Consider the following 26,736-nt stretch of genomic DNA (forward strand, 5'->3'; position numbering starts at 1 on the left):
ATCTTCACCTTTTCAAAGGAGTTAGAGTCGCCAGAGGTAATATCGCTGTTTTAGCTTTGTCGTTGAGTAGCAGTTTGCCAGCTGCATCGACACTAAAATCTTTTCCTGGCATAAATCCTTTGCAAATCAAACGTTTGCCGACAGCTACTGAAGTAATGGTGCGAATTTCTTGCATTACATCGGCAGGAATGAGATTCTCTATCGTCCACAACACTGAATCGCTGTCAAACCAGATTAAACGTTCGATACTCACCAGCATCATGCCACCGATCTCTTCGAGGGTCATCTGACTTCTCAAATTTGCTATCAGGTCTTTCCCAATCTGGCTATTGCGGGTCATCATCGCCCTAGCCATCTTGGCAATTTCTTGTTCTAACTCTAAGTAGTTCATTCCTGACATTTAGGTTTCCTTCCTAACTGTGTTTGCGGTTCTGCCAAGTATACCTAAAGAAAGAGTAAAATATACCCCTAGGAGGATGAAGAAATAAATTATTTTAGAAAGTATAAGCAGAACCTTGTCAGTAGCGCCAGACAGTAGAATGACTGCGCGATCGCTGTTATGGCGATCGCAAGAGTATATAGATGCTTTACGAGGAGAGCTTGATAAAAATTGGATAAAAAGTAGAAATTTGAGACATTTCTGAGCGATGTGAGTGCTGAGCGCATACCGGGAATCGTAACCAGAAAAAAAAACCCCTTAACAGGGGTCATTTAGTCTCTACTGAAGAATATTTATCGAGATTTAATCCGAAAGCGTGAGGGGATAGGTTTAACCTCGGTTTTTAATTAACATCACTTGCACAATCTGCACCGCCGTTTCCGTGGAAATCTCTAAAGCTTGATGCAAATCGTTTAAAAAATTCTGTTCTTCTTAGGTAACGATGCCATCGGCTAAGACGAGATTGGTTGCCACTGCAAAAGCCGTTTCCTGTAAATCGTGAGGAAGAGATTCACGAGCCGCTTTAACCAACCCGCTAGGGCCTTGTCGTTTAAGAATACCGAGAAGTTTATCAAACATCCGTCTCATCACATCGTCTGGATAACTTCTGAAGAGTTTCATTCGAGACAGTGTAGAAGAAATGCCTCGTGCTTCTTCGTCGGAGAGGTATCCGTCAGAGGCACAAGCAGCTAAGGTAATAGCAGCAAATGCTTCCGTTGGACTAAGCGTTTCTTGAACTTTGTTCTGAGTACTGAATACTTTGTCAAACAAGCCCATCGCAGTCTACTCCTTAGGGGCATAGTAGGTAGGTATTTACTTGTCCTACACGATTGATGCTGATGATTCCAGAAGCCTGTCAACTTCAATTCGCAGCTTGGTTGAGTATGACGCGAGTCCTAGATGAGTATTTTTAACAGTCAAACTATTTGAGCGAGAACTTTTAGCGATCGCTGTTCAACGAGAACCGAGTTGGCGTGAGGGGGTGTTGTCGCTAGCTTTTTCAATCTTGTCGATCGCGATTAAACCCAGGTAAGAAGCCGCAAGGAGGAAGATAACGGAAGCTAAATAGGCGTTTTCAAGCATCCGTAGCGCGGTTTCAAAAGTAATGTAGGTCGTCATGGTTTGGCCTTCTCAGCTCTGGGCTGTTGTTGTTCTTCCCTTATTACTCCACACACTGGCTACTCATTTCCTCAGAAGAATCACTAGATTTAGCCTAAGAGCCACTAATGTCCCGGTAATTACACGGGTTTGACTCAACAGGCTGGTAAGTCTTATGAAACTATAAATACTAACCTCAAGAGCAATAATACTGAGGCAATCGACGAATTGAGTCATTTAGCGAAGCTTCAGTTTTTTAGTTTTTGATTTTTTATACTTAAATATTTTTTGTGATGAGGTGCGTGATAGCGTACAGCCCCTTGGGCATGAAAACAGCGAAGCGAGGCGTTAGCCTAGCGCTGACTTGTCACTTTGCCCACTTCAACGATTCCTGCGTTTTTGGGTTTGCTCTTGATACCGAGATTTGGTTCCAAGTTCCCTCTAAACTTGCAAGGAAAAACTTTTCCTAAGAAAGCGATCGCGTCCAAGTTTCTCGTAAACTTTAGTTTTTCTCAGCTTCCCGATCGTCTTAATTTTTTAAGAAAATCAACATTTTCTCAATTAAGGGAAGATGTTGAGGATTTTATCTTTGGGAATTAATTGCTTCTTGTATACTAGTTCGCCGTTTCTAGCTACAGCAATTGCTAGTTAAATAATGTTTTTAAAATTTATTTATAAGCAGTTGATTTAGGAATTTATTCTTAGCCATAAATATTGTATCTCTTTTACCTTTAATATTATTATTTAATTTTGCTGTTTGTGCTTGCTATAGGCTTGAACAAAGGATTAACGGAGAGAATCAGATAAATGATCCTTTCAATTTGTTATACTGTCGGCAACTTGTAAAATTGGCAAGCTTTGGTTCCACATTACAGCTTATCAAAAAAAATTAGTTTCTTTTAAAAAAACAAAAAAATTACGGAGTAATGTATTCAAAAGCACTTAATGACTTAATATGTGGGTATTTCTTTGGAACAGCTACTCCTTCCCTTTGATAGAAGCAAAGGTTTAAACCAGTAATTAGATTAGTAAAAGAATCACCGCAAAAGGATGGAAATCATGTTTGCCATAGGGGATGATGTTCTTAGCCAGAAAACTGGGCATTTTGGCAAAGTGGTTGGTTACGGACATGAAATGGTTAATGGGGTTTATTTACCAACCATCAAAGTGCTTATAGCTGAAAGTTTAAAGTCTGGGAAAAAGGCTTTTGTAGAGGAGGACTTGCATTCAGCATGGATTCAACAGCAGACCGCTACTACCCTCTCTGCCAAATAAGTTTTTGGTAATACATTAAAGAAGCACGACAAGTGAAAACAAAGCCGGAGAAGCAACTCTCCGGCTTTGTTTGTATCTAAACGCTTTAAATTATTAGATTGCGCTCGATACCACCCAATGGATATCGTTTTAAGAATCACCATGCCCTTATCAAGCGCTTAGTCGGTTCTAGAACAAAGATAAAGTTCCTCAAGGGCTGGTAGTATCGTATTTACTTATCGCTGGTGAAGATTATCCTGGCGGGTTTTCCGGTTAGTCTGAGGCGTCGAGTAGAATCGAGGGAGCTTGTGTTTTCATCTAATTCTAGTCTGTGACCAGTGCTGCCCACTGTATTAATCCCGATTGTTCGCGTCCCTATCCCCAGCCTTGGGGAAACAAATTTTGCAACTGTTGTGGGGCACCGCTACATCTGAACAATCGCTATATTCCTCTCCAGACTCTAGGATCTGGGGGATTCGCTGCTATTTATACAGTCTGGGATTTGCAGTTGGCAAAAGACCGGGTGCTGAAGGTATTACTGGAATCTTCATCAAAGGCGCAGGAACTGTTTGAGCAAGAAGCATCTGTTTTAGCAAGTCTGCATCATCCGGGTGTCCCTAGCGTCGAGCCAGATAGCTATTTTGTAGTGAATTTGGGTCATCCCTCTTACCGGCGTCTGCCTTGTCTGGTAATGGAAAAAATCAACGGTCAGACATTGCAGGATATCCTGGAGCGCCACTATCCTCAAGGGTGTCCGGAGCCGCTGGTGGCGAATTGGCTGAAGCAAGCGCTTGATATTTTACAAGAGTTGCATCGGCGGCAGATTATTCACCGAGATATTAAACCCTCCAACTTGATGCTTCGCCAGGAAACCGGGCAACTGGTGGCAATTGATTTTGGCGGGGCGAAACAGATAGGTACTGTCCAAGTGGGACAAGAGGCAAGTTCAACGCGTTTGATTTCTCCCGGATACAGTCCGCCGGAGCAGATTTTTGGAGGTGCGGTGGGACCGGCGGCAGATTTCTATGCGCTGGGTCAAACGATGATTCACTTGCTCACAGGTCGATATCCCCCAGAGTTGGAAGACCCGGCGACAGGAGAGTTACGTTGGCGTCATTGCGCCCCGGTGAGTCCCGCCTTCGCCGATTTGCTGGATGATATGGTGCAGGCTGATGTGCGCCAGCGACCGGGGACGGCTGTGGAAATTCAGCAGCGTCTGGCTGGGGATTCTTCCATGAAGACGAAAACCAGTCAGGTTCCGCAGTCTTTCTCGGATGCGATCGCGACCATCGCTAGCAGAAGCCTAAAGCTTTTGTGGGTGGCTATCGCCTCTATTGTGACGCTAGCGGGTCAAACGGCTCTTTTCGTGGTTCGAGCGATCGCTAAAGTTGTGACAGCTTGCCTGGATACGCTTTGGGAGATGCTTGTTGGCGGAATTGCGGGGGGGGTGTTTGCTGTTACTGGTTTTTCTTTGGCTTATGTGTTCCCTTTAGGGACTCATTTCGCTGCTTTGCTAGCGCAGCTACCACCTGTTTTCCCCTATATTCCACCCCCAGTCGGACAAGCCATTCTGCTATTTGCATTCGCTGGATGGGGAACGGCTTGGGGTCTTACTGAAGCTGGTGGCTTTGGTCAACGCAAGCGCCGTTTAGTGGCTGGACTCATGGGTGTCTTTGGCTATGGGTTAGGGTGGCTGGTTTGCCATCTGATGCCTGCTGGAACGGTGCTGCAAATGGTCACGTTGATTGCAGTTGCTGTTGGCCCGTTAACGCTCGGTCTTGGTTTGCCCAGCCATCAACTGGTTCACGCCATTGTCGCCGCAGCTGGCACAGCCGGAATCTTTGGGGGTTTAGGGTTCTTTACTCTTAGTTCGTTCGATCTCCTTCCTAGCCTTGGTTTTTTCAGTCTCCTGGGTGTCACGATTGCCTTCTGGCTGGGCGTGAGTTACTACTTGGTTGTGCCTTTTCTGCGTTGGTTAGGTTGGCGTTAATGACGTGTCGCCTGAGCCGCGATCGCTCAATCCCCGGAATTTGCGATCGCGCCTTGGAAGCTCTACTTGAGCAGACAGATTTAATTAGCAGCTCATGATAAAAAAAATTTTCTTATTGGCAATGGTTCTGATGTTGGGTGCTTGTAACTCTACAACAAATTCCAACCAGTCCACGTCAACAACATCGACAACTTCCCCAACTCCCTCAACAGTGGCTGAGTTACCCAATTTGCAGTGTCAAGGCGAAGTCCCGCAACCTGTGAAAGCAACCCTTGGCGAACATCGCCTCGCCAAGGAATCCGATTTTGTACCGTCGATTCGCAACTTTAAGTCTAGTGAAACTCCGGACAAGAAGTTTACTTGCAGCATCTTCTCGGCTGATTTTAATCAAGATGGGTTGAAAGACTATGCCATGTTGTTAGTGGCTGAAGAAACGGCTGATTTCCGATTTCAAATCGCCCTGAATCAAGGCAATGAAAAGTTTGAGCGATCGCTCGTGAAAGATTACAGGCGCACCACGAAGCCAGAAGAAGGGGTAATTTACACTTCAATGGACTTCAAGCCTGCAAAAGAAAAAGGTTTGGTGAACCGCAAGTATAGTCCTTTGAAAGCGGAATCGCCAGAAGAAAAAACCTATATCAATACACCAGCGATTGAATTGTGGAAAGTTAGTAAAACCGATGAACCACCCAAACAACTAGATGTAGATTCTCTTGCTTACTGTTCTGAAGCTTTGTACTTCTTAGATGGTAAACAAAAAACTTTTGCAGTCTGCGATTAAGTTTTTATTTAAGGGACAAGTCTACTTGCATTAAATAAAATTAGAGAAATTCCATTTTTTAGAAAATGGGCTTCTCTAATTTTTTTGTTTGTATCTACTTATTTATCATAGAGTCAGTAGTCTTAGGGAAATTAGTCATGTTAGAGTACAAGCCACCAAAGTATTTTCCCTCTTCCGAGGAGCTACCCGACTCTGACGAAACGCCTGTGGATAATGAACTGCAAGATTTAATCCCTGGTTTGCTAAAAGCAATATTGGCGATGGCTTGGGCAGAGCGCATGGATTGGTTTTTTGGCGTAGATATGGGGATTTACTACGATCCTGATAAACCAGCCATTGTACCCGATGGATTTCTTAGCTTAGGAGTCGAGCGGTTTTTTGACGAGGAACTGCGCTTAAGTTATGCAATTTGGGAAGAAGAGCGCGTCCCAACGATGGTGTTGGAGGTTGTCTCCCAAACTTATCGGAAAGAATATAGCCAAAAAAAGCTAGATTATGCGAATTTAGGGGTTTTGTACTACGTAATTTATTCGTCACGCCGTCGCAGAAAGCCGCATTTGGAGGTGCATCGGTTGGTTGATGGCGAATATGTGTTGCAGCCAGGAAACCCGGTTTGGCTCCCAGAAATGGGATTGGCGATTGGTACAGAACGGGGAATTTATCAAGGAATAACGCGGGAGTGGTTGTACTGGTACGACGAGCAAGGGCAAAGATTGCTGACACCGGAAGAACGCGCTCAGCTTGCCGAACAAAACGCCCAACTTGCCGAACAACGCGCCCAACTTGCCGAACAACGCGCCCAAACTTTAGCAAAACAACTTCGTGCTATGGGGTTAGATCCAGACTCGCTAGGGTAACATTTTGTTACACCTAGACTGGGTTTTGCAAGCTACTGATACGTCTAGACCTTGGTAACAGGTTAATGCGATCGCTCAAGCAGATACATGACTACAAACTTTGCATAATTAGCTGAAGGCGATCGCTACTTGTCAGCAGTGGGTAGTTTTTTACTTCTTGATAAAGTAATCCTTCTGGCAATGCTAACTTTAACTTATTTCTATAACCTCTGGAAATCGCCTCAAAATCGGTCATTATCACCTGAAATTATTATGAATTAAGTACCGAAACCTGTAGATAGAACTATGTCGGTGGAAAGATATTTATATTTTGGAATGATTATTAATAGTAGGTTTTGAGATCAATCGATCCCAGTAGCGATCGCATCACGTCCAGCCACCTCTATATAGCCTTTGCCCTGTTTTTGTCAAGGTTAGATGACTGCTTTTGCGGATATTCTGCAATGGCTTTCTATTTACCGATTATTCAGTAATCGCTCACAGTCTTTATAATTGAATCCTTAAAGGGCAGTTGAGGTTTTTACAACTCTTATCATTAAATAAACGCTCACTCAATTAATAAATCTGTGCTGACTCGTATTAAAGACATTGCTGAAAAACTAGCGCCTCGCCTGATTGAAATCCGACGACATATCCACGCTCACCCAGAACTAAGCGGTCAAGAATACCAAACTGCTGCCTATGTTGCTGGCGTTTTGTCTTCCTGTGGACTTCACGTCCAAGAAGCGGTGGGTAAAACTGGCGTAGTTGGAGAGTTAAAAGGACAAGGTATCGATGAGCGACTACTGGCAATTCGTACTGATATGGATGCTTTGCCAATCGTAGAACGCACCAGTTTAGAGTATGCCTCGCGTCTTCCGGGAATTATGCACGCCTGCGGTCACGATGTCCACACCACAGTCGGTTTAGGCACGGCGATGATACTATCTCAGCTCGGAGAGGCCTTGCCAGGAGATGTGCGCTTTCTGTTCCAGCCAGCCGAAGAAATTGCCCAAGGAGCTGGGTGGATGGTTGCAGATGGGGTGATGCAGAATGTCAGCGCGATTATGAGCGTTCACGTTTTCCCTTCTATTTCGGCGGGATCGGTGGGAATTCGTTACGGTGCTTTGACAGCAGCCGCAGACGATCTGGAGATTATTATTAAAGGCGAATCTGGGCATGGGGCGCGTCCTCATGAGGCAGTTGATGCAATTTGGATTGCGGCGCAAGCGATCGCTTCTCTTCAGCAAGCGATTAGCCGCACACAGAACCCGTTGCGCCCGGTCGTCCTAACGATTGGTAAAATCGAGGGCGGACGCGCCCCAAATGTGATTGCCGACCATGTGCGATTATTGGGAACTGTGCGATCGCTGCATCCGGAAACTCATGCCACCTTACCCCAGTGGATCGAGCAGATTGTCTGCAATATCTGTAAAACTTACGGTGCTACCTGCGAAGTCAACTATCGCCGGGGAGTCCCTTCTGTGCAAAATGACTCAGCGCTAACTCAGATGGTGGAAACAGCTGCAAAAGAAGCGTGGGGAAGTGATCGCGTCCAAATTTTACTAGAACCCTCTCTCGGTGCGGAAGACTTTTCGATGTATCTGGAACACGCTCCCGGTACAATGTTTCGACTAGGCGTGGGATACCCGGACAGAAAAAACTACCCGCTGCACCATCCCCAATTTGAGGTGGATGAATCTGCCATTATTACTGGCGTCGTTACCCTCGCCTATGCTGTCTGTAAATATTGGCAGCATCGCTAAAAGCATTTGAATTCCCTCGATTTTCTAACTCCAGAAGGATAAGTCTCTGGAGTAAATCTCAGTATGCTGCAAATAATACAACTTAAAATTCAAAACTACTTATGGCCTCACCCACACCTCTCAAAGGTTTAGAGCTGGTTGATTGTGCTAAAGCAAATGCAAAACAGGGAGTTGAAACTGCGGCTCATCTGTCAGGCTATGGTGAGGATTTAGGCACCTTTAAGCGAGAACTCAAGAAAGCTTGTGAAGATATGGGCGTCACTTTCCATGAGTTGAGTGATTTGATTACCGATCAAGACTCTTTAATGAGTATGGAAGGGGAAATTGTTGCTCCTGATACAGCAACAGAATTGTAGACGCGAAATTTCATCCGCAACGTTTAATTTTACGTATATCAAATTCGTTTGATTCACCATCATTTGAAAGCTCATCCCCAAACCCTCTTTGTCAGCGGCGAGGGAAAAGCGAAGCCGCAGGAATTATGGTTCTATACCCTTTCAGGACGCTACGCCGACAAGAATGCACTGGTTGCTCAAGCGGATTTGATATCACCTTCTCATAACTTCCTGATTCAACTGAATACCCAGTTACTCGCTTCTACAACTTCAAAATTAGCCGCGCCAAATTAAAGTAAATCAGTACGCCCAATACATCAACTGCCGTTGTAATAAACGGTGCTGACATCAAAGCCGGATCTAACCCGACAGCGCGGAAAATGAACGGAAGACCGGAACCAGCAACTGATGCCAAAACCGAGATAGCCACCAAACTAATCCCTACAGCCAGCGAGACTGACCAATCTCCATTCAGGAGCCAGAAAGCCCATAACGTTGCCACGGTGCCTAACATCACTCCCAGGAGTGCCCCAGCGATCGCTTCTCGCATTACCACCTGTGCTGGCCCCATTTCTCGAAGTTCTTCGGTATTTAAGCCCCGAATCACGACTGTCGAGGATTGAGAACCGACATTCCCGCCAGTGCCAGTTAACAAGGGAATAAACGCCGCCAGCGATACCACTTGCCGAAGAATTTCCTCTTCCGCTTTGATAATCGTGCCGGTGACAGTATTAGTTAGTAGCAAGACAAACAACCAGACGACACGCTTGCGAGCTACCGTGAGTAAATCCGTCTGGAAATAATTGTCGCCCCCCGACTGGAGACCGCCCTGTTTGTAAATATCCTCTGTCGTTTCTTGTTCGATGATGTCAATCACGTCATCAACGGTGACAATGCCCACCAAACGCTTTTCCCGGTCTACCACCGGGACAGCGAGAAAGTCATAGCGCCCGATCAGCCGCGCCACTTCTTCCTGGTCATCGCTGGTATAAACGCATACTACATCACGGGTCATAATGTCCCCAATCTTCTGATCGGGATTGGCGATTACCAAATCGCGTAAGGATAAAATGCCCGACAAGTGACGAGCAGCATCCGTAATATAAAGGTAATAAATAATCTCAGTAGCATGGGCTAAACTGCGAATTCGCTCCAGCGTTTCCGCCACCGTCATGTTTTCTTTCAAAGAGATATACTCTGGTGTCATCAATCGTCCAGCAGTACCAGCCTCGTAACCCAACAACTGAGCTGTCGCTTGGCGTTCGGTGGGGGTGAGCTGTTCGAGCAGACGACGGACAACGGTAGCGGGCAGTTCGTCAAAAAGTCGTGCCCGGTCATCAGGGGACATTTTATCAACAATGTCCAGAACTTCCTGCCGCCGGAATTCCTCAATCAGCGCCTGCTGCACGCTAGAGTCGAGATATTCATAAACTTCAATCGCCTCGTCCTTGGAGAGCAAGCGAAAGGCGATCGCTTGCATCGCCTCTGGCAACCCTTCAATGGCTTCTGCAATGTCCGCCGGTTGCACCGGGACGAGGATTGCTTTTGCCCCCTGAAGGTCTTCCGCCTCAAGCAGCATTTGCAGCTGCATTCGGACGAGCTGCCGGAGTTCGCTGCGCGAGACTGTCTGGAAAGGAGTATTGGTGTCAGTCAAGGTAGACCCTCTTAATCCAGTGTTAAGTTTGTTGCTGCTTTTAGTCTAAAGGGCATTGGTACGGTTGTTTTCGTGGGATTTAAGAGTAAATGCAGCACCAATGAGAGCCAACCGCCCTACTTAATCAATTGTTGATATTTTTCCTGCACCAGTCTAGTCTCCAAGGATCGAGATTGAAGGCTCTGGGAATGGTGTGTGCTAAGCAGTCATAGGGTTTTTTCTACCGCCCGCTCCGAGCCAGAAGCGTGCCTAGCTGAACGCTAATAATTCCAAATATGGCGCTACCTGCCCAGTAAATACCGGCGGCGGCATAACTGCGATCGCGCAGTAGAATAGATGTTTCTAACCCATAAGTGGAGAAAGTTGTGTAAGCTCCTAAAAAGCCGGTCGTTACCATCAATCGCACATCTAGAGGAATATTCGCTACCCGTTCTAAGGCGAGAGTGACAAAAAAACCCATCCCAAAGCAACCTGTAAGGTTGATAAAAAAGGTGCCGTAGGGAAAGCTGGTGCCGAAGCGTTGGGCAAACCAGAGGGTGAGATAGTAGCGACTCAATGCTCCAGCGATCGCTCCTAAACTGATGGCAATGGGATGACGAATCGCGGGGTCTTGGAGCATTTAACTTGAAAATTAGACTCTCGGACTGGGGAATGAAGGGTCTCCAATCCAGCGATTTCTTATAGGAGGTTAGGTTTGTTAACCCGTACCTTTGCTATCGCTTTTTGCCTTAACCCTCTGAAATTATACCGATAGGCTGAAGGAAATATACTACAGAAATGCTATTTCTGATATAGCCCTTTATTTAAGCAGATGCCTTCAACGAGAGCAAGCGGAGTGAATCAGTTTAAAACCGTTGCCTAATTAGGTCTGTTTAGTGCGCCAATCATTACCGTCAGCTACTGGTTCATTGGTGGTTAGACAGGTGCCTTGGTAGGGATTGCTTTAGTAGCTGTGACGAACTTACGAACTCTACCATATCTACAATCGCGACACGTTAACTCAAGCCGTTGCTGTCACAATTGGTCGTGCGATCGCGTTTCTTGCCCCAATGGTTAGCTACCGCTGATGATTTATTGGTCTGTACTAGCATTTCTTCAATTTTCCGGTTTGTGAAATTAGTAGCCGAACCTTACTAAAAGCTAATCTTTTTCACTCAAAACTCTACTCATGAGATGTAGCCATGAATACAGAAGTCCCTAATAATACAGAAACCGCCATAACAGTTAGCCCGGAGACAAAGGCTATCGTTGATGAAAATATGGCAGGCGAATCCGAAGATTTGAAGCGTGAAACGATGGCGCTAATTGACGCCATTAAAAAACGGGCGCAGGTAGAAACAAAATCTGCTACCGAATATACTCGCGATGCCTATCTCAATGCAGTGAAACAAGCACGGGAGAAGATTGAACAGGATAAGTTGTTCGATCCAGAGCGAATTTCATACTCGATTAAACTCATTCAAATGGATGCAGAGAAGAACTGGGAGTCCATCGTGAAGGAAGTGTCAACTTTAGGCGATCGCCTTGCCGAAGCTGCTAAAGCGGCTTGGGATGTCCTGACAGCTCCTCGCACCCCTTCTTGATGTTGAAACAGTAATCACGCGCAACCACGCGCTGATATAAAACAGGGGCACTCAGCTAGCTGGGTGCCTTTCTAATTTTTTAATTCTAAATTCGGATAGCCTAATCTAGTCAGGCATTACCAGCAAGCTTTAGAATTTCACTGACAATAACAGGGTTTACTTCAGATGATTAACAAATATTGATTACTTAAATCTTGGCTGCGATTGGATAGGGTACTTTTATGAAAATTGCAACTCACAACAGATTGCTTGTCGCGGTTGCCAGCCTTCTGTTTGGATTAGCGATCGCTCTAATTTCTGGATGTGAAGCCATCTCAAATTTTCGGACTTCTCAAGTTAATTTTGATGCAACTGAGGGACAAGCCCGTAATTCGCAAATAGTCATCCCGCTTAAATTTAGCTGGGCTGATTCATTTTCAGAAGAGCTAGCAGCAGTCAAAATAGACGGCAAATGGGGCTATCTTGATAATAAAGGCAACTTCGCAATCAAACCTCAATTTGATAATGCCGAATCTTTTTTCCAAGGGTTAGCGGCTATCAAACTAAAGAACAAGTGGGGCTATATCAACAAGAGTGGCAACTTAGTCATTAAACCAAAATATGATTTGGCTAAGAATTTTTCTCAAGGGCTGGCAGCGGTAAAGATAGATGGAAAGTGGGGATATATTGATAAGAAAGGGAACTTGGTAATTAACCCAAAATTTGATTTTGCTGAATCTTTTTCTATAAGCGATCGCACTGCGTTAGCGCTGGCGGCGGTAGAAATCGGTAAAAAGTGGGGCTATATCGGCAAGAAAGGCAACTTCGCCATTCAGCCCCAGTTTGATGTTGCCGAATCTTTTTCTATAAGCGATCGCAGTGAATCAGCCCTAGGACTCGCGCCAGTCAAAAAAGACAACAAATGGGGCTATATCGATAATCGGGGAGACGTTATTGTTCCGTTGGAATTTGAGGAAGCTAAGTTTTTTTCGGAAGGACTAGCAGTGATATCCAGTAATAATAAGTGGGGCTATATTGACAAAATGGGATATCTTGTTATTCCACTCCAATTTGATTGGGCTGGGGACTTTTCTCAAGGGCTGGCGGGCATAACGATAGACACTAAGGTAGGCTATATTGACAAGGCAAGCAATGTTGTCATTCCCCCACAATTTGATAATATTTATAACTTTTCAGAAGACCTAGCAGCGGTAAAGAACGGCGACAAATGGGGCTATATCAATAAGAGTGGCAAATTCGTAATTAAACCCCAATTTGATAGCGCTCAATCTTTTTCGCAAGGGCTAGCAAAAGTTAAGATTGGCAATAAATATGGCTATATCCGCAAACCTCTTCCATAAGTTCTCATTTCTGAAGACATAGAAGAATTGAGAGTCAGTGGTCGCGGAAACTTCAGCAGGATGAAGCGAGAGCCTGGTGAGGATTTCCCCGGCTCTCGTTGCCTTTATCGGAGTGTATTTGCAAGGAAACCTATAACACGCCTTTAGAACTGGGGATCGTACCGCCACGACGGGGATCAACTTCGATTGCCATGCGGAGCGATCGCGCAAACGCTTTGAACGTCGCTTCAATAATGTGGTGCGAATTAATTCCATCTAGTTGGCGAATGTGCAGCGTCATCTGGCTGTGATTGACCAACGCCACAAAAAATTCCCGCACCAGCTGGGTGTCATAAGTCCCGACTCGCTGAGTCGGAATCTCTAAGCCATAGCTCAGATGAGGACGTCCGGAAAAATCTAACGCTACCTGAACCAACGCTTCATCGAGAGGGGCGAGGAAATTCCCAAATCGGACAATTCCTTTGCGATCGCCCAGTGCTTGATGCAACGCCATTCCTAGGGTAATTCCCACATCTTCATTGGTATGGTGGTCATCAATTTCCAAGTCTCCCGTCGCGGCTACATCCAAATCAATCAGGCTGTGAGAGGCGATTTGATGCAGCATATGGTCTAAAAACGGAATGCCGGTTTTGGCATTGCAAGTGCCATTCCCGTCTAATTTGACGGTGACGATAACATCCGTTTCGCCCGTCTTGCGGGGAACCCTTGCCATGCGAGGAGACAAAAGCTGTTCAATGCTTGGAGAAGGTGGAAATTGGCGATCGCGTGCCTGCATCGCAGATGCTCACTCAAGAAAATAAAGTTAAGTTTATTATCCTACGTTACTGAGCATCTGGGAGACGCGAAAGCCTTTAAAATGCAAAATTAAAAATTAAAAATTAGCAGAATCTTTGCTTTTTAATTTTTAATTTTTAATGTTTGATTCTTTTTACATCCCCATAATCTCGTATCCCGCATCGACATACAGCACCTGACCTGTAATGCCACTTGCCAAATCGCTACACAAGAAAGCAGCCGCATTTCCCACTTCTTTCTGAGTTACAGTGCGTCGCAGCGGTGCCACTTCCTCAACGTGATGGATCATATCCAGAATGCCACCTACCGCCGACGATGCCAAAGTACGGATGGGACCCGCCGAAATTGCATTCACGCGAATATTCTGCGGTCCTAATTCAGATGCCAGGTAACGGACACTCATTTCCAGTCCAGACTTGGCAATTCCCATCACGTTGTAGTTGGGGATCACCTTAACGCCGCCTAGATAAGTCAGCGTGACAATGCTGCCACCTTCTGTCATCAGTGGTTTTGCTGACCCAGCAAGTTGTACCAGCGAATAGGTACTAATTTCTAGAGCTTGGGTGAAGCCAGCACGAGTAGTGGTACTAAAATCACCTGATAAATCTTCCTTGTTCGCAAAAGCAAGACAATGGATCAGGATGTCTAGCTTGCCCCACTTATCGCGGATGGCGTCAAATGTAGACTGAATTTGGGTCTCATTCTGGACATCGCAGGGTAAAAATAAGCTGGGGTTGAGGGGTTCTACCAACTCTGCCACTTTTTTTTCAAAGCGGCCTCGGTCGTCTGGCAGGTAAGTCACTCCTAGATTCGCACCCGCTTGGTGCAGTTGCTGAGCAATCCCCCAGGCGATCGATCGATTGTTGGCAATGCCGGTGACAAGGGCGTTTTTTCCGGTTAAATCTAGCATAAATGTCGATTTTGAAGGCAATATTAGAGGATATCCGATTTAGGGGAGTATTCAAGATCGCGATCGCCCGGAGCAAGGCTGTCTAGTACGGGTAAGGAGCGTGCCTCCTTACTCACCATGCATCCCACCCGATAGCGCAGATACTGTCAAGATATCAACATTTTCCGTCATAATCTTACTTGCCTTGAGCAGGGAGAGAACTAAAGAAGGTAGCCGGGGAAACTACTTTAAAATTTTGTATCAAATAGCACAAAAACCGCTTGGAAGTCAGTTTATCTGTGTCTAATGTCAGAAAACTCTCATAGTTGTTTTGCTATGGTTAAAGTTCCTCCGACAGAAAGTTGCAGAAGTCTGTAGGGCAGCATTTAGGAAAAAGGAAGTGGCAGTGACGCAAGATAGACCGCTAGCAGCTGTGTTCCGTCAACTGGGAGGTGGGGCGTTTCCACCCGTGGTGGAAACTTTTGAGCGGGGCAAGACGATCTTTTTCCCAGGAGACCCGGCTGAACGGGTATACTTTTTGCTCAAAGGTGCAGTAAAGCTGTCTCGCGTGTATGAAGCTGGGGAAGAAATTACCGTGGCGCTGCTGCGAGAAAACAGCGTTTTTGGAGTACTGTCCTTAATTACAGGGCATCGTTCGGATCGGTTTTATCACGCTGTAGCATTTACGCCAGTGGAGCTGCTTTCGGCACCGATCGATCAGGTAGAGCAATCGCTCAAGGATAATCCGGAGCTATCGATGTTGATGCTGCGAGGGCTTTCTTCGCGCATTTTGCAAACAGAAATGATGATTGAGACATTAGCTCACCGAGATATGGGATCGCGCTTGGTGAGTTTTCTATTGATTCTGTGCCGTGATTTTGGCGTTCCTACCGCCAATGGAATTACGATCGATCTGAAGCTTTCTCATCAAGCGATCGCTGAAGCAATTGGCTCCACTAGGGTAACAGTCACCCGCTTACTGGGAGATTTGCGGGAGGAAAAAATGATTTCTATCCACAAGAAAAAAATTACGGTACACAACCCAGTTACACTGAGTCAGCAGTTTACTTGAAAACAGCTAGAGGCTTTGGTCAGGTTGTCGGTTAGGTTGTCGGTTAAAACGGCATGGTAGCGCGAGCAAGTTATCAAGTTTTAACATTTAGTCGGGAGTTCAGTTAAAAGGTCTCAGGTTTTAAGCGGATAGTTTTCAACCTTGCAACCTTTAACCTTTCCGATTTCACCTTCGATCTTTAATTCCTGTTAACCCTTTCTCTAGCCTGCGATGCGATAGGCTGTAACTGGAATGACTGTAGCAGACAATGACCGACAGTGCGCTCTTCCTGATTTTGTCTATTTTAGTGTTGGGAAGCGTCATCGCAACGGTAGGCGATCGCATTGGCACGCGCGTGGGAAAAGCACGCCTGTCGTTGTTCAATCTGCGTCCCCGCAAAACAGCTGTTTTAGTAACGATTCTAACGGGACTAACGATTTCTGCCTCAACACTGACAATCATCTTTGCGACAAGCGAACAATTGCGGATTGGAGTTTTTAGACTCCAAGAAGTGCAGAAAAAACTCAAGACAGCAAGTAAGGATATTGCTAAAGCGAACGAGCAGAAACGGAAAACCGAAAGCGAACTTGCTAAAACCGCCGCCCAAAAAGAGCAAGTAGAGAAGGAACTCGCTCAAGCTCGCACCCAGCAATCTGTCGCTCAGCAGCGCTTAGATGCGATTAATCGATCTTTGGCAGCTGCGCTGGCTAAACAAGGCCAGACGGAGGCGCAACTAAATCAGACTCAAAGCGAACTGACCCGGGTTGCCAGCAGCTTTCAGCAAACCCAAAAACAGCTTACATCTGTCTCAGGGCAAGCCAAGACGCTACGTTCCGAAATCCAACAACTTCAAGCAGAACGCCAAGAATTGCTCCAGCAGCGAAATCAAGTCAGAGCTGAAATTACTGAATTCAAAGCGAAAGTGACTCAGCGCGACCAAAAAATTGCCCAGCAAGACCGAGCAATTAGCCAACGCGATGAGCAAATTCTCAAGCGGGATCAAGCCCTTGTCGAACTTGATGAGAAACTTGCTGCCTTTCGGAAGAGCCTGAGCGATCGCGATGAGCAAATTGCCCAGCGAGACAAAGCCTTATCTCTACTTGACAACAAAATTTCTCAACGAGATGAGGTGATTGCCCAGCGAGAAAATCGCCTTAAAGAACTCGAAAAACAACAAGCTTCCCTAGAGCAGGAAGTGGCAACCTTAGAACAGTATTACCAGTCTTATCAAACTTTGCGTCAGGGTAGTCTGGCACTGCTGCGCGGTCAGGTTCTGGCGGCTGGCGTTTTTCGTATTGTCGAGCCAGCCGCAGCCCGACAGGTCATCGAGCAGCTGTTACGGGAAGCGAATCGGACAGCGATTAAAGCGACCCAACCCGGTCTCAACAAGGTGGCGAACGAGCGGGTCGTGCAAATTACAGAGGCACAGGTAGAGCAACTGATCAACCAGATTCAGGATGGTCGAAACTATGTAGTCCGAGTTTTTTCGGCAGGGAACTATGTCCAGGGAGAAAAGCAGGTACAAGTCTTTGCAGACGCCGCACCCAATCAAGTTGTATTCCGCACTGGTGAAGTCGTAGCAACGACATCTGCCGATCCTTCAAACATGACCGACCAACAAATTCGGCAGCGGATTGACCTGCTGCTTGGAGCATCCCAGTTCCGAGCCACTCGCGCGGGGATTTTGGGCGATACAGTTCAGGTTGGCGACAATCGAATTGTTAGCTTGATTCGGTTTATCGAGCAGTTGAAAAAGCACAATAAGCCGATTTCTCTGAAAGCGGTCGTGGCAGAGGACGCCTATATTGCCGGACCCATGAAATTAAATTTGGAGGCAGTTGAAGACGGAGAAGTTGTGGTGAGGATGTAATTTATTAGTCATGAGTGATGAGATGATGACTAATGGCAATTAACCATTCGTAAATTAGCAATTAGCCAATTCAGATGATTTTAGGGTTCGATCCAGGGCGCGATAAGTGTGGTTTAGCCGTAGTGGGGAAAGACAATTCTCTGCATTACCACCAGGTTGTACCAGCAGAAGCAGCGATCGCAACGATCCTTGACTTATGTGAAGAGTACCCAATTGATACTCTGGTGATGGGCGATCAAACCACTTCCAAAAGTTGGAAAAAGAAACTTCAGCAATTCCCAACGTTGGTGCCGATTGTCCTGGTAGATGAGCGCTACAGTACATTGGAAGCACGCGATCGCTATTGGCAAATGTACCCTCCCCAAGGTTTAGGACGCCTGATTCCCCAAGGGATGCGGAGTCTACCCCGACCAATCGATGACATTGTTGCCATCCTCCTCATCGAAAGATACATGAAGCAACGAGAGACGAGGAACTAGGAAACTCTGTCATTCTTAACTTTCTTAATTTAAACTGAACTCAAAACTCAAAACTTTTAAAGTTCCGCCCGGATCGTAAACGCATAGTCCCCTCCAGGCTCTAGCTGGTAATCTTTCTGTTCTAAAAATCGACCCAGAGGTTCCTGAATTAAAGCGCGTCCCAAAGAGGGTGTCACCGACAATTGACCCTGTCGGAAACACCACTGGAACTGCCATTCATATTCCGCCGCCGTGACTTCCCCTGCCAGAAAGCCCCGTTGCCAGGAAAGATGGGTAATTCGGACGTGGGCAGTAGTTTGAGGTAAACGCTTAGAACTCACAATCGCTGTGCCGATCAAATACCTTCATTCAGCAACAATACTAAACTTATTGCGATCGCCTTCGAGATAACATCATTCTCACAGCTGATACTGAGCTGGCACGAACCGAGTAAAAATATCCCTCTGGATATGGAAAGTGCCAGACTAGATCGGTATTGACTAGGATGAAAGAAGAGTAACATCTGAGCAAAAAAGGTGCAATTTTGAGTCGTTTATCGTCTGACCGAACCCCAAATGCCAGCCAGTTCCCTTCACAAACCCCGGACGCGACAGATTTGGATCGGGAACTAGATAACGCCATTTTGAGCTTTGATGACATCCAAGCAGAACTGAATTACAAAAAGGCGCAAAATGCTCTGCGAGACTTGGTAGATAACCTGGATCTCACTCCTCAAGAGCGGACGGGACTGGAATCCGAGATTAATGATTTGGCAACGATGCTGGAGAAGTTAGATCGATCGGTCGTCCAGATTGCCGCCTTTGGGATGGTGGGACGGGGTAAATCTTCAGTACTGAACGCCTTATTAGGTCAGAACGTGTTTGAAACGGGACCGCTTCATGGCGTCACCCGCACCCATCAAGGTGCCAGCTGGCAACTGACTCAGGAGAATGAGACGGGAAGCGTCAGCGATATCCTACGAGTCACGCTGCCGAGTGCGGGCAATTCCCAAATCGAGCTAATTGACACCCCTGGAATTGACGAAGTAGACGGAGAAACCCGCGAAACCTTAGCCAGACAAGTTGCCAGACAAGCAGACTTGCTGCTGTTTGTCATTTCGGGCGACATGAACAAGGTGGAATACGAGGCACTATCGCAATTGCGGGAAGTCGGTAAACCGATGTTGCTGGTATTTAACAAAATTGACCAGTATCCGGATGCCGACCGGATGGCGATTTACCGCAAAATTCGGGATGAACGGGTGCGGGAATTGCTCTCACCGGATGAAATTGTGATGGTTGCTGCCTCTCCCCTGGTGGCGCAGGCGGTTCGTCGTCCTGACGGAACAAGGGCAGTGCAGCGACGACCAGGATCGCCGCAAGTCCTGGATTTGAAGCTGAAAATTTTGGAAATTTTGCACCGGGAAGGCAAGGCTTTGGTAGCGCTCAACACCATGCTGTATGCCGATGATGTGAACGAACAGATGATTGCTAGGAAGATGCAGATTCGCGATGAAAGTGCGAATCAGATTATCTGGAAAGGGGTGATGACGAAGGCAGTTGCGATCGCACTCAACCCAGTTACGGTTGTCGATCTCCTCAGCGGTGCCGTTATCGATGTGGCAATGATTCTCACTTTATCTAAACTCTACGGCATCCCCATGACCCAACCTGGAGCGGTGGGACTGCTACAAAAAATTGCCATCAGTATGGGTGGAATTAGCGCTAGCGAACTTTTGGCAACTTTGGGACTGAGTTCTCTGAAAAGTCTCTTAGGACTCTCCGCACCCGCAACGGGTGGAGTGTCTTTAGGTCCCTATCTATCAGTTGCTGTGACTCAGGCAGGTGTTTCTGGGGTTTCTTCTTATGGGATTGGACAAGTCACTAAAACTTACTTGGCGAATGGAGCTTCCTGGGGTCCCGATGGCCCAAAAGCCGTGGTGAGTCGCATTCTGACTTCGCTGGATGAAGCCTCAATTTTGAATCGGATTAAGAATGAGTTGAGTGCAAAATTAGTAAGTTAAAACAAGCGATCGCTATTTTTGAAAACAAGTGATCGCTATTTTTGAAAACAAGCGATCGCTTGTTTTTTCGGTAGTGGTAAACAGGTAGTGATATTCAATGCTCAAAGCCTTGTACGGTAGGGGGTGAAAGTGGATTTATCACTACTGATTCTATACCACTACCGTTTTTTCTTCCTTGATATTTATCTAATTCAACTTGCAAAATCATCAACCACTGAAAATGATATTTTGTTTTTTTTTAACTCATTATCCTTATAGCAAACTACTTGTTTTGTATATATTAAAGTCGTTTACTAGCACCCTGAAAACTGCTAGGAAGAGGTGCAAGAGATTTTTTTAAAATATATTTACAAATTATCTTTTACAACATCTAGCCTATCAGGTATTTCTTTTAATTCATATTATGGTAGTTTTACAACCAGTAAGTTTTGATAGATTCCCGATTTTCACAATTGCTTATTCGCAAAATGAAATATAGTTCTCTATTAGAAGATATTAACCAAGCTTTCTCAGGCTTAAAAAAACCGTTACTCATCCCTATTCTTCCAGAAAAAGGAGTGCTTGAAGGTGAATATTTAGCGATTCAGCAAGATTTTGGTGAATTTTCCAAAAATGAAATGAGCGACGAGCAATGTTCAATGATGATTTGTGATGCTTGGCTTATTTCAGATGAAGCTTTGTGTTACTTTCTCCCCAGACTAGCCAGAAGTGTCTTGCAAAACAGAGGTTTTGAAGACTTTCTTTACAGACGGATTGAAAAAATTAATGAAACCTTGCTAAATCAAAAGCAAAAAATGATACTTAATCGCCTGATTTTTACTCTTAAAGATATTGAAAAGGAATTAGAAATAGAGGAAAAGCAAGAATTAGAAGAGTCTTGGAAAGACTGGGAAGAATCTTTGCTGCAAAGCGAGAATATAAATGAAAAACTCTTATTGGCTATCGCTAGAAATAATATTGATAATGTCAAAAAGCTAATTAGCCAAGGGGCTAACATACAGGAAAGAGACAAACAGGGAAATTCACCCCTAGACATTGCCAACTACAAAGGATACATCAAGATAATTGATTTGCTCAAGCAAGCAGGTGCTAAGGAATGATGGTGCGTGAGGAACATTTGAAAAGGGCGGACACGGATGCCCACCCTACTTTAACTGACCGAGAAAATTTGTGATTAGCGAGGCGTTTTATCTTCTTTAAAGGATGCCAGCCATTCGCGGACTTGCCCAGCTGCAACATCGCGGCTACCCAGACCGAAAGCAAGCGCGATCGCGACTGCGATCGCTCCTAGCAACAAACCAAAAGCTAAGTTAACGATATCGCTAGCAATTCCCATCTGTTGCAGCGCCATTGCTGAAACCAGGGCGATAATCGCAATCCGAGCAGTTTGTCCAAGTATCCGCGATTGGCGAGTACCGGAGCTGGTAATCAAGTTAAAGGCGAGGTTCGCAAGATATAGACCAATCGCAAACACCACCAAACCGGCGAGAATGCGACCTAATATCACCACAATGCCGCTGACCAACAGAGTCAACGCCGGAATTTGCAGAATATTGGTTGCTGCCACTGTCGCAAACAGCATGATGCCAACCAATACCACAATCCCGGCGAGTTCTGACGGGGTGCGGGTGGGAGGCGTGGGTTGCTGAAGGACGGTGTCTTGTCCTGTAGGCGGTCTTTGTGCCTCTGGAGCCGCAGGTAGAATTGGCGTGGCGCGGGTGTAGGGTCTAGGTTGGAGTCCCAGCCAGTAGAAAATATTGTTGAATCCGACGCTGGTAAGGATGTTGGTGACTAACTCGGCAACAAAGTGTCCAACCACATAAGCGAGACCTAGAATCAACGCTGCTGTAAAGATTAGCGGAATCGCGTTGAGAATTTGGGTCAACATGGCGATCGCCGGAACCGAAATTGCCGCAATTCCCAAAGCATTGAGAGCAGCGATCGCGGTCGGGATTAAAATCAGGACAAAAACAATTGTCCCGATTAGCCAAGAGAGCGTCTGTCCGCCGGTTGCCCGTGAAATTCCAAACCTCGCTCCCAACCGATCCGTGCCGGTTGCTGTCAGCAGATTTGTGACAATCCGCCGCACGACCTGCGCCAGTAACCAGCCTGCTGCACCGATGACGATAGCCGTCAAAATGTTGGGTACAGCTGCCAAAATTTGATTTAGCAGGTTATTAACCGGACCAAGTGCCTGCTGTAGCTGTAGGGCATCTAAGATCAGCGGCAGAAATAGCAAAAAGATAAACCAGTACAGAGCATTCCCTAAGGTATCGCTCAGAGAATACTGGTTTGTTCTTGGCGTCGTACCCCCTGGCGTCGTACCCCCTGGCGTCGTACCCCCTGGCGTCGTACCCCCCGGTGTCGGACCTCCCGTTTGCTCGCCCAAACGTTCGTCTAACCGCAGCGCCCGCAGTCCCCGCGTCACCACTAGCTTTGTCAAAGTTGCCAGTACCCAGGCAATTCCTAAAAGAATCGCTGCACTGACCAGTTTGGGGATGAACTGGGTGACTTGCTCTAACAGAGTGTTAAGAGGACCAGCAACCGCTGTTAGTTTTAGAGTCTGTAAACTAGCAACGATGGCAAAGAGCATAATCAGCCAAAACACCACGCTGGAGATCCATTTCTCCACAGGCGGCCCATCTTCAGCACCTTGGCGACCTGTAATCCACGCTGCTAAACGATTATCGATGTCCGTACGATTCAGCAGTCCTCGCACCGCCGCCGCCGCCAGGGAAGCTACGATCAAGCCAACGACTAACGCTAGGATCGCCTTAATCAGATCCACTAGCGAACTGCCTAGATTCAGTCCAAGGTTTGAAAAAATATTGTCAAACGCAAAATTATTGGTTGCCGGAGCGGTTTCAGCCGCCGGTACGGGTGTACTCTGCGCTAACAACCCGTTCAACCTGAGTGGCACCTCTCGAAAGAGAGTGAGTGTAATTCCTTGCCAAGTTCCATTCATGGTGTTCTGAGTTAACGTCGGATGGGCAAATATACAAAAGTTACGCTGCTTAGCAGGAATGCCAAGACTTATCCTACGCTGATAAATTCTCTAGCCACTGCATTGGAGAATATAAAGCCGACTAAAACAGGATGAGATAGATATAGACCAGCAACCTAAGTTTTTAATCTATCTTTATAGATAAATAAGCCAAAAAAGTCGAATATTTGCGGTTTTTAGCGGTGCTTCCCGATTTGCGTTTGTGTAGCGTTCACTCCCAGTAAGCTGTATAGTATGTCCCCTATTGAAGTATTTGAGCAATCTATCCAAATCAATGCCAGTGCAACGGTGGTTGAGCGCTGCATTACCGACAATGCCTTGATGCATCGATGGCTGAATCCGGCGTTGCGGTGTGAACCCGTCGGAGAGTGGCGAACGGATGTGGGGAGTCAAAGTCGGTTTATTATTCAAATTCCCCTATTGCAACCGACTCTCGAAACGGTGGTTGTGGAGCGAGAACCGGGGCTAATTGTGTGGGGATTTGAAGGATTTTTTAAAGGACGCGATCGCTGGGAATGTCAGTCAGAGGCAATGGGAAAGGGCACGCGCCTGCTGAATCGCTTCGAGTTTGAAATTCCCAGTCCTTTAGTGCGTTGGGGTTTTAATACCTTCGCCGCCGCCTTAACCAAAGCCGATATGCAAGCTCAATTGCGACGTCTCAAACGAATCGCAGAAGAGATGGATCGCGAATAAGTAGCGAATAACTAATAGATATCGTGTTCGATTTGTGTCAGTAACTGGCGAATCACCCCAGCATCCTCCGCATTGGGAAGTATCGCCAGATAAATGTTTAAATCTTGGGATGCCTCTGACCAGCGACCCATTTGGAAGTAGAGAAGACCGCGATCGCGCAATTCCATCGGTGCGTCTGGGAACAACAGCAAAATCCGTTCCACTGTGGCGAGTGCTTTTTGCAACTCCTGGCGGTTCAGGTAAATCATTTTCAGATTTGTCAGCATCCGCGTCAAAAAGCGCCGAGAACTCACGGGTTCTACAAAAGTCGCTTGCAGTTGCACAGATTGCTGGTAAATCTTTGCAAGTCTATCTCTGCAATCTTGCTCAAACAGAATCTCGCCGCGATGGAAGGCGTCCACAAAGATTCCCACATCCTCAAACTGCGGGCGAATCAGGAAATGCCCCGGCATCCCCACCCCAACCATCGGAAAATCAATGCGTCGTGCAATTTCTAAATAAACTAGCGCTAGGGCGATCGGGATGCCAGTGCGCCGATCGATTACATCATTTAAAAAGCTATTGCGGGGATCGTAATAGTTCTCGTTATTTCCAGTAAAACCTAAGTCGTCGTAAAGATACTGATTGATAGTTTGAATCACCCGCAGGGGATATCGTTGGGCAGGTAGGCGTTCTTGTATCTCCGCTGCCATTGTATCGAGGGCATTGAGGTATTCATCCGGGTCGAGGTCTGGATATTCTTCCTGAGCAATGTCCAGAGCAGCTTTTGCCAGATTAATTTGCTCATCTGGCTGATTAATTTCCTGATAAAAGGATAGGCGACCCAGTGGCAAGTTCATGGCAATTCAATTGTTTAGCGAAACTCTTCCTCTGATTGTAGAAAACAACGTGCTATCTCGCTTGTAACTAAAGGATAATTAGTAACTTAGCTGTGCTAGCCATCTAACTACAAATCGGTGAGCAGCCTTGCCTTTCTAAGAATAAATGTTAGTACGGTTTCTTCCCTAGAAATAATCTCTGCGGCAATTTCCATTCCTGGTTGAATCGGATAGGGGCGATCGCCTTTGAGCAGATTTATTTTTTCTGGCTGGATGGTTACTTCGTAGGAGGGCGGAACCGCAGGAGCGTTGGCGTTATTATTTTCAGGCGCGATCGCATCGGGTGCGATCGCACTCACTTTTCCGGAGAGAGTTCCATAATCGGGATAGGGATAGGCAGAAACCCGCATCTGTACCTTTTGCCCAACCGCCACTTTCCCGATATCCTGAGCCGCTACCCGCGCTTTCACGATGAGTGGCGTGTTGCTGGGAGCAATTTGAGCAATTGGTTCGGCTGCACGCACCACCTGAGAGGCATTTCGCAGTTCTAGTTTGAGGATGGTGCCAGATGCTGGAGCACGAATCACGCTTTTTTGCAGTTCCATCCCGATTTGTTTGAGTTCGCGGGTGTCGCTGTTGAGTTGATTTTGAATTTCAATTTGACGCTGAATCAGGGTTTTTCGTTCTTTGTTCAATGTTGCTAAGGTAGATTCACCCGTTGCTCTTTCTTGAGCGATTCGTTCGTTAGCAATTACTACGGGTGCGGCACTGGGATTAAGCATGGCTTTTGCCCGTTGTAGTCTCGCTTGCGCGGCTTTGAAAGCTTCTTCTTTTTCCTTGATTTGCAGTTGAGCGATCGCGCCCGTATTTGCTAGCTGTTGATATTGATTCATCTGCGCCCTTGCTAAATCCACAGATGCCTGTGCTTCTTGCACTTCTGCCTTAGTTATGATTTCCTTCTCTTGATAGTCTCGTTGGTTACGACCTAGATCCGCTTGAGAAACGGCAATGTTGCGATTCATCAAGTTCCACTCTGCCTTTTGCTGGCTGTCAAGGGCACTGATTTGAGCTGCGATTTGACTCAGTTGCTGTTGGTTATTCTGGATATTTCCTTGCAGTTGGCTTTTTTTCGTCTGGAGTTGGGAATTATCCAAGATAGCGATCGCATCCCCTTGTTTCACGACCTGATTTTCTTTCACAGAGATGCTTTTAATCGTTCCTTCTGTTGCAGCTTGTACGATTCGCAGCTCACCTATAGGACGCACAACGGCAGCAGCTTTAACAGTAATGTTGTACTGCGTATAAGCGGCAAGCATCACAGCTACCCCAAAAGTACCGACTAAAAACAATCCCCCTAGCGTTGTCCATCGGCTGATGGGAGGAAGAAATTCGTCGCTAGAGACTGGGCGGAGAAAGTCGGGGTTGCTGTCACTAAGCATGATTGTCCCATTCAGTGAATGAGTGTTCTCTACTATGATTGCATTTACTTTAAATAAAATTTAATTTCTTTGCCATTGTTTAAAATTTGAGCAGTTAATCGCTTTTTCCTAGCGCAGCCTGTTGTCTGAAATTTACACAATACTTTTTGTTGATTTTTTAAAATTATTAAATTAATTAGGAGTCGCGTTGGTTGAAAGCGTGTTTGTTTTGATGTAAAACCTTACCTCAGAGGGGTACGGTCATTTAGGCTACCGAGTAAAACTCTAATTAGTTAACAACAATACACTTGAAAATTTAGGAGGATTTTATGCCCCATCCCTTTGATCTAGCGCTTTCCGAACTGGAAACCGTGGAGTTCAATCTTCTAGAAGAACTCACGGATGAGGAAGCTGCCACCATTACAGGCGGTTTTCACACACCCACGACACCTGGCAGCATACCGATTGGAGGGAATGTTGTCACTCCACTGGAAGTTAACGATGAGGGTGGGTATTTTATCACCCTGTGGCTTGGTGAAGAAGGTGGTTATGTAACGATCCCAGCGACACTCCCTGAAGACGGAGGCAACGGACTGCAATAACCTTATTGAAAGTAATGTCCGATTAACTTTTTTTCCTGA

27 protein-coding genes and 2 pseudogenes are annotated in these 26,736 nt (G+C 46.1%); 17 read left to right on the forward strand and 12 right to left on the reverse strand.

All coding sequences use genetic code 11. From position 1 onward, the window contains the following. Positions 1-4: 4 nt before the first annotated feature. The 3 genes and pseudogenes from NC996_RS16245 to NC996_RS16255 all read right to left on the reverse strand — a co-directional run bounded on the left by NC996_RS16245 (position 5) and on the right by NC996_RS16255 (position 1,558). On the reverse strand, positions 5-391 hold the full coding sequence (locus tag NC996_RS16245; RefSeq protein WP_190686123.1) for a hypothetical protein: 387 nt from the start codon (positions 389-391) through the stop codon (positions 5-7). Between the two features lie 378 nt (positions 392-769). Further along, positions 770-1,216: pseudogene (locus tag NC996_RS16250) on the reverse strand (tellurite resistance TerB family protein). A 177-nt stretch (positions 1,217-1,393) separates the two neighbouring features. Beyond that, complete coding sequence (locus NC996_RS16255; RefSeq protein WP_190411245.1) at positions 1,394-1,558, reverse strand: hypothetical protein; 165 nt, start codon at positions 1,556-1,558, stop codon at positions 1,394-1,396. A gap of 1,029 nt (positions 1,559-2,587) precedes the next feature. On the opposite strand from NC996_RS16255, the gene NC996_RS16260 reads away from it, so the two are divergent. The 4 genes from NC996_RS16260 (at position 2,588) to NC996_RS16275 (ending at position 6,419) form a co-directional block, all read left to right on the forward strand. Further along, complete coding sequence (locus NC996_RS16260) at positions 2,588-2,812, forward strand: hypothetical protein (protein WP_242028962.1); 225 nt, start codon at positions 2,588-2,590, stop codon at positions 2,810-2,812. Between the two features lie 310 nt (positions 2,813-3,122). Then, positions 3,123-4,781: a protein kinase gene (locus NC996_RS16265; protein ID WP_190686038.1), complete on the forward strand. Its 1,659-nt coding sequence runs from the start codon at positions 3,123-3,125 to the stop codon at positions 4,779-4,781. A 94-nt stretch (positions 4,782-4,875) separates the two neighbouring features. Beyond that, positions 4,876-5,562 carry a hypothetical protein gene (locus NC996_RS16270; RefSeq protein WP_190686041.1) on the forward strand — a complete coding sequence of 229 codons (687 nt, stop codon included), beginning with the start codon at positions 4,876-4,878 and terminating at the stop codon, positions 5,560-5,562. Positions 5,563-5,699: 137 nt separating this feature from the next. Beyond that, positions 5,700-6,419 (forward strand): Uma2 family endonuclease, encoded by a 720-nt coding sequence (locus NC996_RS16275; RefSeq protein WP_190686044.1) that lies wholly within the window; start codon positions 5,700-5,702, stop codon positions 6,417-6,419. A gap of 91 nt (positions 6,420-6,510) precedes the next feature. Here the strand turns inward: NC996_RS16275 and NC996_RS16280 are convergent, their stop codons facing one another. Beyond that, positions 6,511-6,654, reverse strand: a complete 144-nt coding sequence (locus NC996_RS16280; protein ID WP_190686046.1) for a hypothetical protein — start codon at positions 6,652-6,654, stop codon at positions 6,511-6,513. Positions 6,655-6,985: 331 nt separating this feature from the next. Between NC996_RS16280 and NC996_RS16285 the strand changes: the two genes are divergently transcribed. The 3 genes from NC996_RS16285 (at position 6,986) to NC996_RS16295 (ending at position 8,793) form a co-directional block, all read left to right on the forward strand. Next, positions 6,986-8,164 carry an amidohydrolase gene (locus tag NC996_RS16285; protein ID WP_190686049.1) on the forward strand — a complete coding sequence of 393 codons (1,179 nt, stop codon included), beginning with the start codon at positions 6,986-6,988 and terminating at the stop codon, positions 8,162-8,164. A gap of 101 nt (positions 8,165-8,265) precedes the next feature. Next, entirely contained in the window at positions 8,266-8,520 is a 255-nt protein-coding gene (locus NC996_RS16290) for a hypothetical protein (RefSeq protein WP_190430352.1), read from the forward strand. A gap of 48 nt (positions 8,521-8,568) precedes the next feature. Continuing rightward, positions 8,569-8,793 (forward strand): hypothetical protein, encoded by a 225-nt coding sequence (locus tag NC996_RS16295; RefSeq protein ID WP_190686052.1) that lies wholly within the window; start codon positions 8,569-8,571, stop codon positions 8,791-8,793. On the opposite strand, the gene mgtE is transcribed toward NC996_RS16295, so the two are convergent. Further along, positions 8,762-10,153: a magnesium transporter gene (gene mgtE / locus NC996_RS16300; RefSeq protein WP_190430354.1), complete on the reverse strand. Its 1,392-nt coding sequence runs from the start codon at positions 10,151-10,153 to the stop codon at positions 8,762-8,764. The two genes, NC996_RS16295 and mgtE, sit on opposite strands and share 32 nt — an antisense overlap. Positions 10,154-10,373: 220 nt before the next feature. After that, positions 10,374-10,772 (reverse strand): fluoride efflux transporter CrcB, encoded by a 399-nt coding sequence (crcB, locus tag NC996_RS16305; protein ID WP_190686055.1) that lies wholly within the window; start codon positions 10,770-10,772, stop codon positions 10,374-10,376. 249 nt (positions 10,773-11,021) lie between these two features. On the opposite strand from crcB, the pseudogene NC996_RS16310 reads away from it, so the two are divergent. The 3 genes and pseudogenes from NC996_RS16310 to NC996_RS16320 all read left to right on the forward strand — a co-directional run. Continuing rightward, positions 11,022-11,214: pseudogene (locus tag NC996_RS16310) on the forward strand (hypothetical protein); the annotation flags it as partial. A gap of 120 nt (positions 11,215-11,334) precedes the next feature. Continuing rightward, a complete protein-coding gene (locus NC996_RS16315) occupies positions 11,335-11,736 on the forward strand; it encodes a hypothetical protein (RefSeq protein WP_190409991.1) in 402 nt (133 codons plus the stop codon). A gap of 221 nt (positions 11,737-11,957) precedes the next feature. Next, positions 11,958-13,076 carry a WG repeat-containing protein gene (locus NC996_RS16320; protein WP_190686059.1) on the forward strand — a complete coding sequence of 373 codons (1,119 nt, stop codon included), beginning with the start codon at positions 11,958-11,960 and terminating at the stop codon, positions 13,074-13,076. A gap of 130 nt (positions 13,077-13,206) precedes the next feature. Here the strand turns inward: NC996_RS16320 and hisB are convergent, their stop codons facing one another. Together hisB and fabI are read right to left on the reverse strand one after the other, a co-directional pair. Beyond that, a complete protein-coding gene (gene hisB, locus NC996_RS16325) occupies positions 13,207-13,851 on the reverse strand; it encodes an imidazoleglycerol-phosphate dehydratase HisB (RefSeq protein WP_190686061.1) in 645 nt (214 codons plus the stop codon). Between the two features lie 153 nt (positions 13,852-14,004). Beyond that, complete coding sequence (gene fabI, locus NC996_RS16330; protein ID WP_190532578.1) at positions 14,005-14,781, reverse strand: enoyl-ACP reductase FabI; 777 nt, start codon at positions 14,779-14,781, stop codon at positions 14,005-14,007. 379 nt (positions 14,782-15,160) lie between these two features. Between fabI and ntcA the strand changes: the two genes are divergently transcribed. The 3 genes from ntcA to NC996_RS16345 all read left to right on the forward strand — a co-directional run bounded on the left by ntcA (position 15,161) and on the right by NC996_RS16345 (position 18,160). After that, complete coding sequence (ntcA, locus tag NC996_RS16335) at positions 15,161-15,832, forward strand: global nitrogen regulator NtcA (protein WP_190409995.1); 672 nt, start codon at positions 15,161-15,163, stop codon at positions 15,830-15,832. Positions 15,833-16,079: 247 nt separating this feature from the next. Further along, complete coding sequence (locus NC996_RS16340; protein ID WP_190409996.1) at positions 16,080-17,681, forward strand: DUF3084 domain-containing protein; 1,602 nt, start codon at positions 16,080-16,082, stop codon at positions 17,679-17,681. 74 nt (positions 17,682-17,755) lie between these two features. Further along, entirely contained in the window at positions 17,756-18,160 is a 405-nt protein-coding gene (locus NC996_RS16345) for a pre-16S rRNA-processing nuclease YqgF (RefSeq protein WP_190686063.1), read from the forward strand. Between the two features lie 56 nt (positions 18,161-18,216). Here the strand turns inward: NC996_RS16345 and NC996_RS16350 are convergent, their stop codons facing one another. Continuing rightward, positions 18,217-18,480, reverse strand: a complete 264-nt coding sequence (locus NC996_RS16350; RefSeq protein WP_190409998.1) for a DUF3146 family protein — start codon at positions 18,478-18,480, stop codon at positions 18,217-18,219. A 275-nt stretch (positions 18,481-18,755) separates the two neighbouring features. Between NC996_RS16350 and NC996_RS16355 the strand changes: the two genes are divergently transcribed. Both NC996_RS16355 and NC996_RS16360 read left to right on the forward strand, forming a co-directional pair. Next, positions 18,756-20,162: a GTP-binding protein gene (locus tag NC996_RS16355; RefSeq protein WP_242037560.1), complete on the forward strand. Its 1,407-nt coding sequence runs from the start codon at positions 18,756-18,758 to the stop codon at positions 20,160-20,162. A 467-nt stretch (positions 20,163-20,629) separates the two neighbouring features. After that, positions 20,630-21,262 (forward strand): ankyrin repeat domain-containing protein, encoded by a 633-nt coding sequence (locus NC996_RS16360; protein WP_190686070.1) that lies wholly within the window; start codon positions 20,630-20,632, stop codon positions 21,260-21,262. A gap of 74 nt (positions 21,263-21,336) precedes the next feature. Here NC996_RS16360 and NC996_RS16365 read toward each other — a convergent pair whose 3' ends face one another. Then, on the reverse strand, positions 21,337-23,127 hold the full coding sequence (locus NC996_RS16365; protein ID WP_190686072.1) for a mechanosensitive ion channel: 1,791 nt from the start codon (positions 23,125-23,127) through the stop codon (positions 21,337-21,339). A gap of 273 nt (positions 23,128-23,400) precedes the next feature. On the opposite strand from NC996_RS16365, the gene NC996_RS16370 reads away from it, so the two are divergent. Beyond that, on the forward strand, positions 23,401-23,859 hold the full coding sequence (locus tag NC996_RS16370; RefSeq protein ID WP_190686075.1) for an SRPBCC family protein: 459 nt from the start codon (positions 23,401-23,403) through the stop codon (positions 23,857-23,859). Positions 23,860-23,870: 11 nt separating this feature from the next. Here NC996_RS16370 and NC996_RS16375 read toward each other — a convergent pair whose 3' ends face one another. After that, positions 23,871-24,698: a SirB1 family protein gene (locus tag NC996_RS16375; protein WP_190686078.1), complete on the reverse strand. Its 828-nt coding sequence runs from the start codon at positions 24,696-24,698 to the stop codon at positions 23,871-23,873. A gap of 107 nt (positions 24,699-24,805) precedes the next feature. Beyond that, positions 24,806-26,116, reverse strand: a complete 1,311-nt coding sequence (locus tag NC996_RS16380; RefSeq protein WP_190686081.1) for an HlyD family efflux transporter periplasmic adaptor subunit — start codon at positions 26,114-26,116, stop codon at positions 24,806-24,808. Between the two features lie 308 nt (positions 26,117-26,424). Here NC996_RS16380 and NC996_RS16385 point away from each other — a divergent pair, with 308 nt between their 5' ends. After that, positions 26,425-26,697 (forward strand): hypothetical protein, encoded by a 273-nt coding sequence (locus NC996_RS16385; RefSeq protein ID WP_190410005.1) that lies wholly within the window; start codon positions 26,425-26,427, stop codon positions 26,695-26,697. Positions 26,698-26,736: the final 39 nt, after the last annotated feature.

The sequence above is a fragment of the Trichocoleus sp. ST-U2 genome, from assembly GCF_039961875.1.
GTDB lineage: Bacteria > Cyanobacteriota > Cyanobacteriia > Cyanobacteriales > FACHB-T130 > FACHB-T130.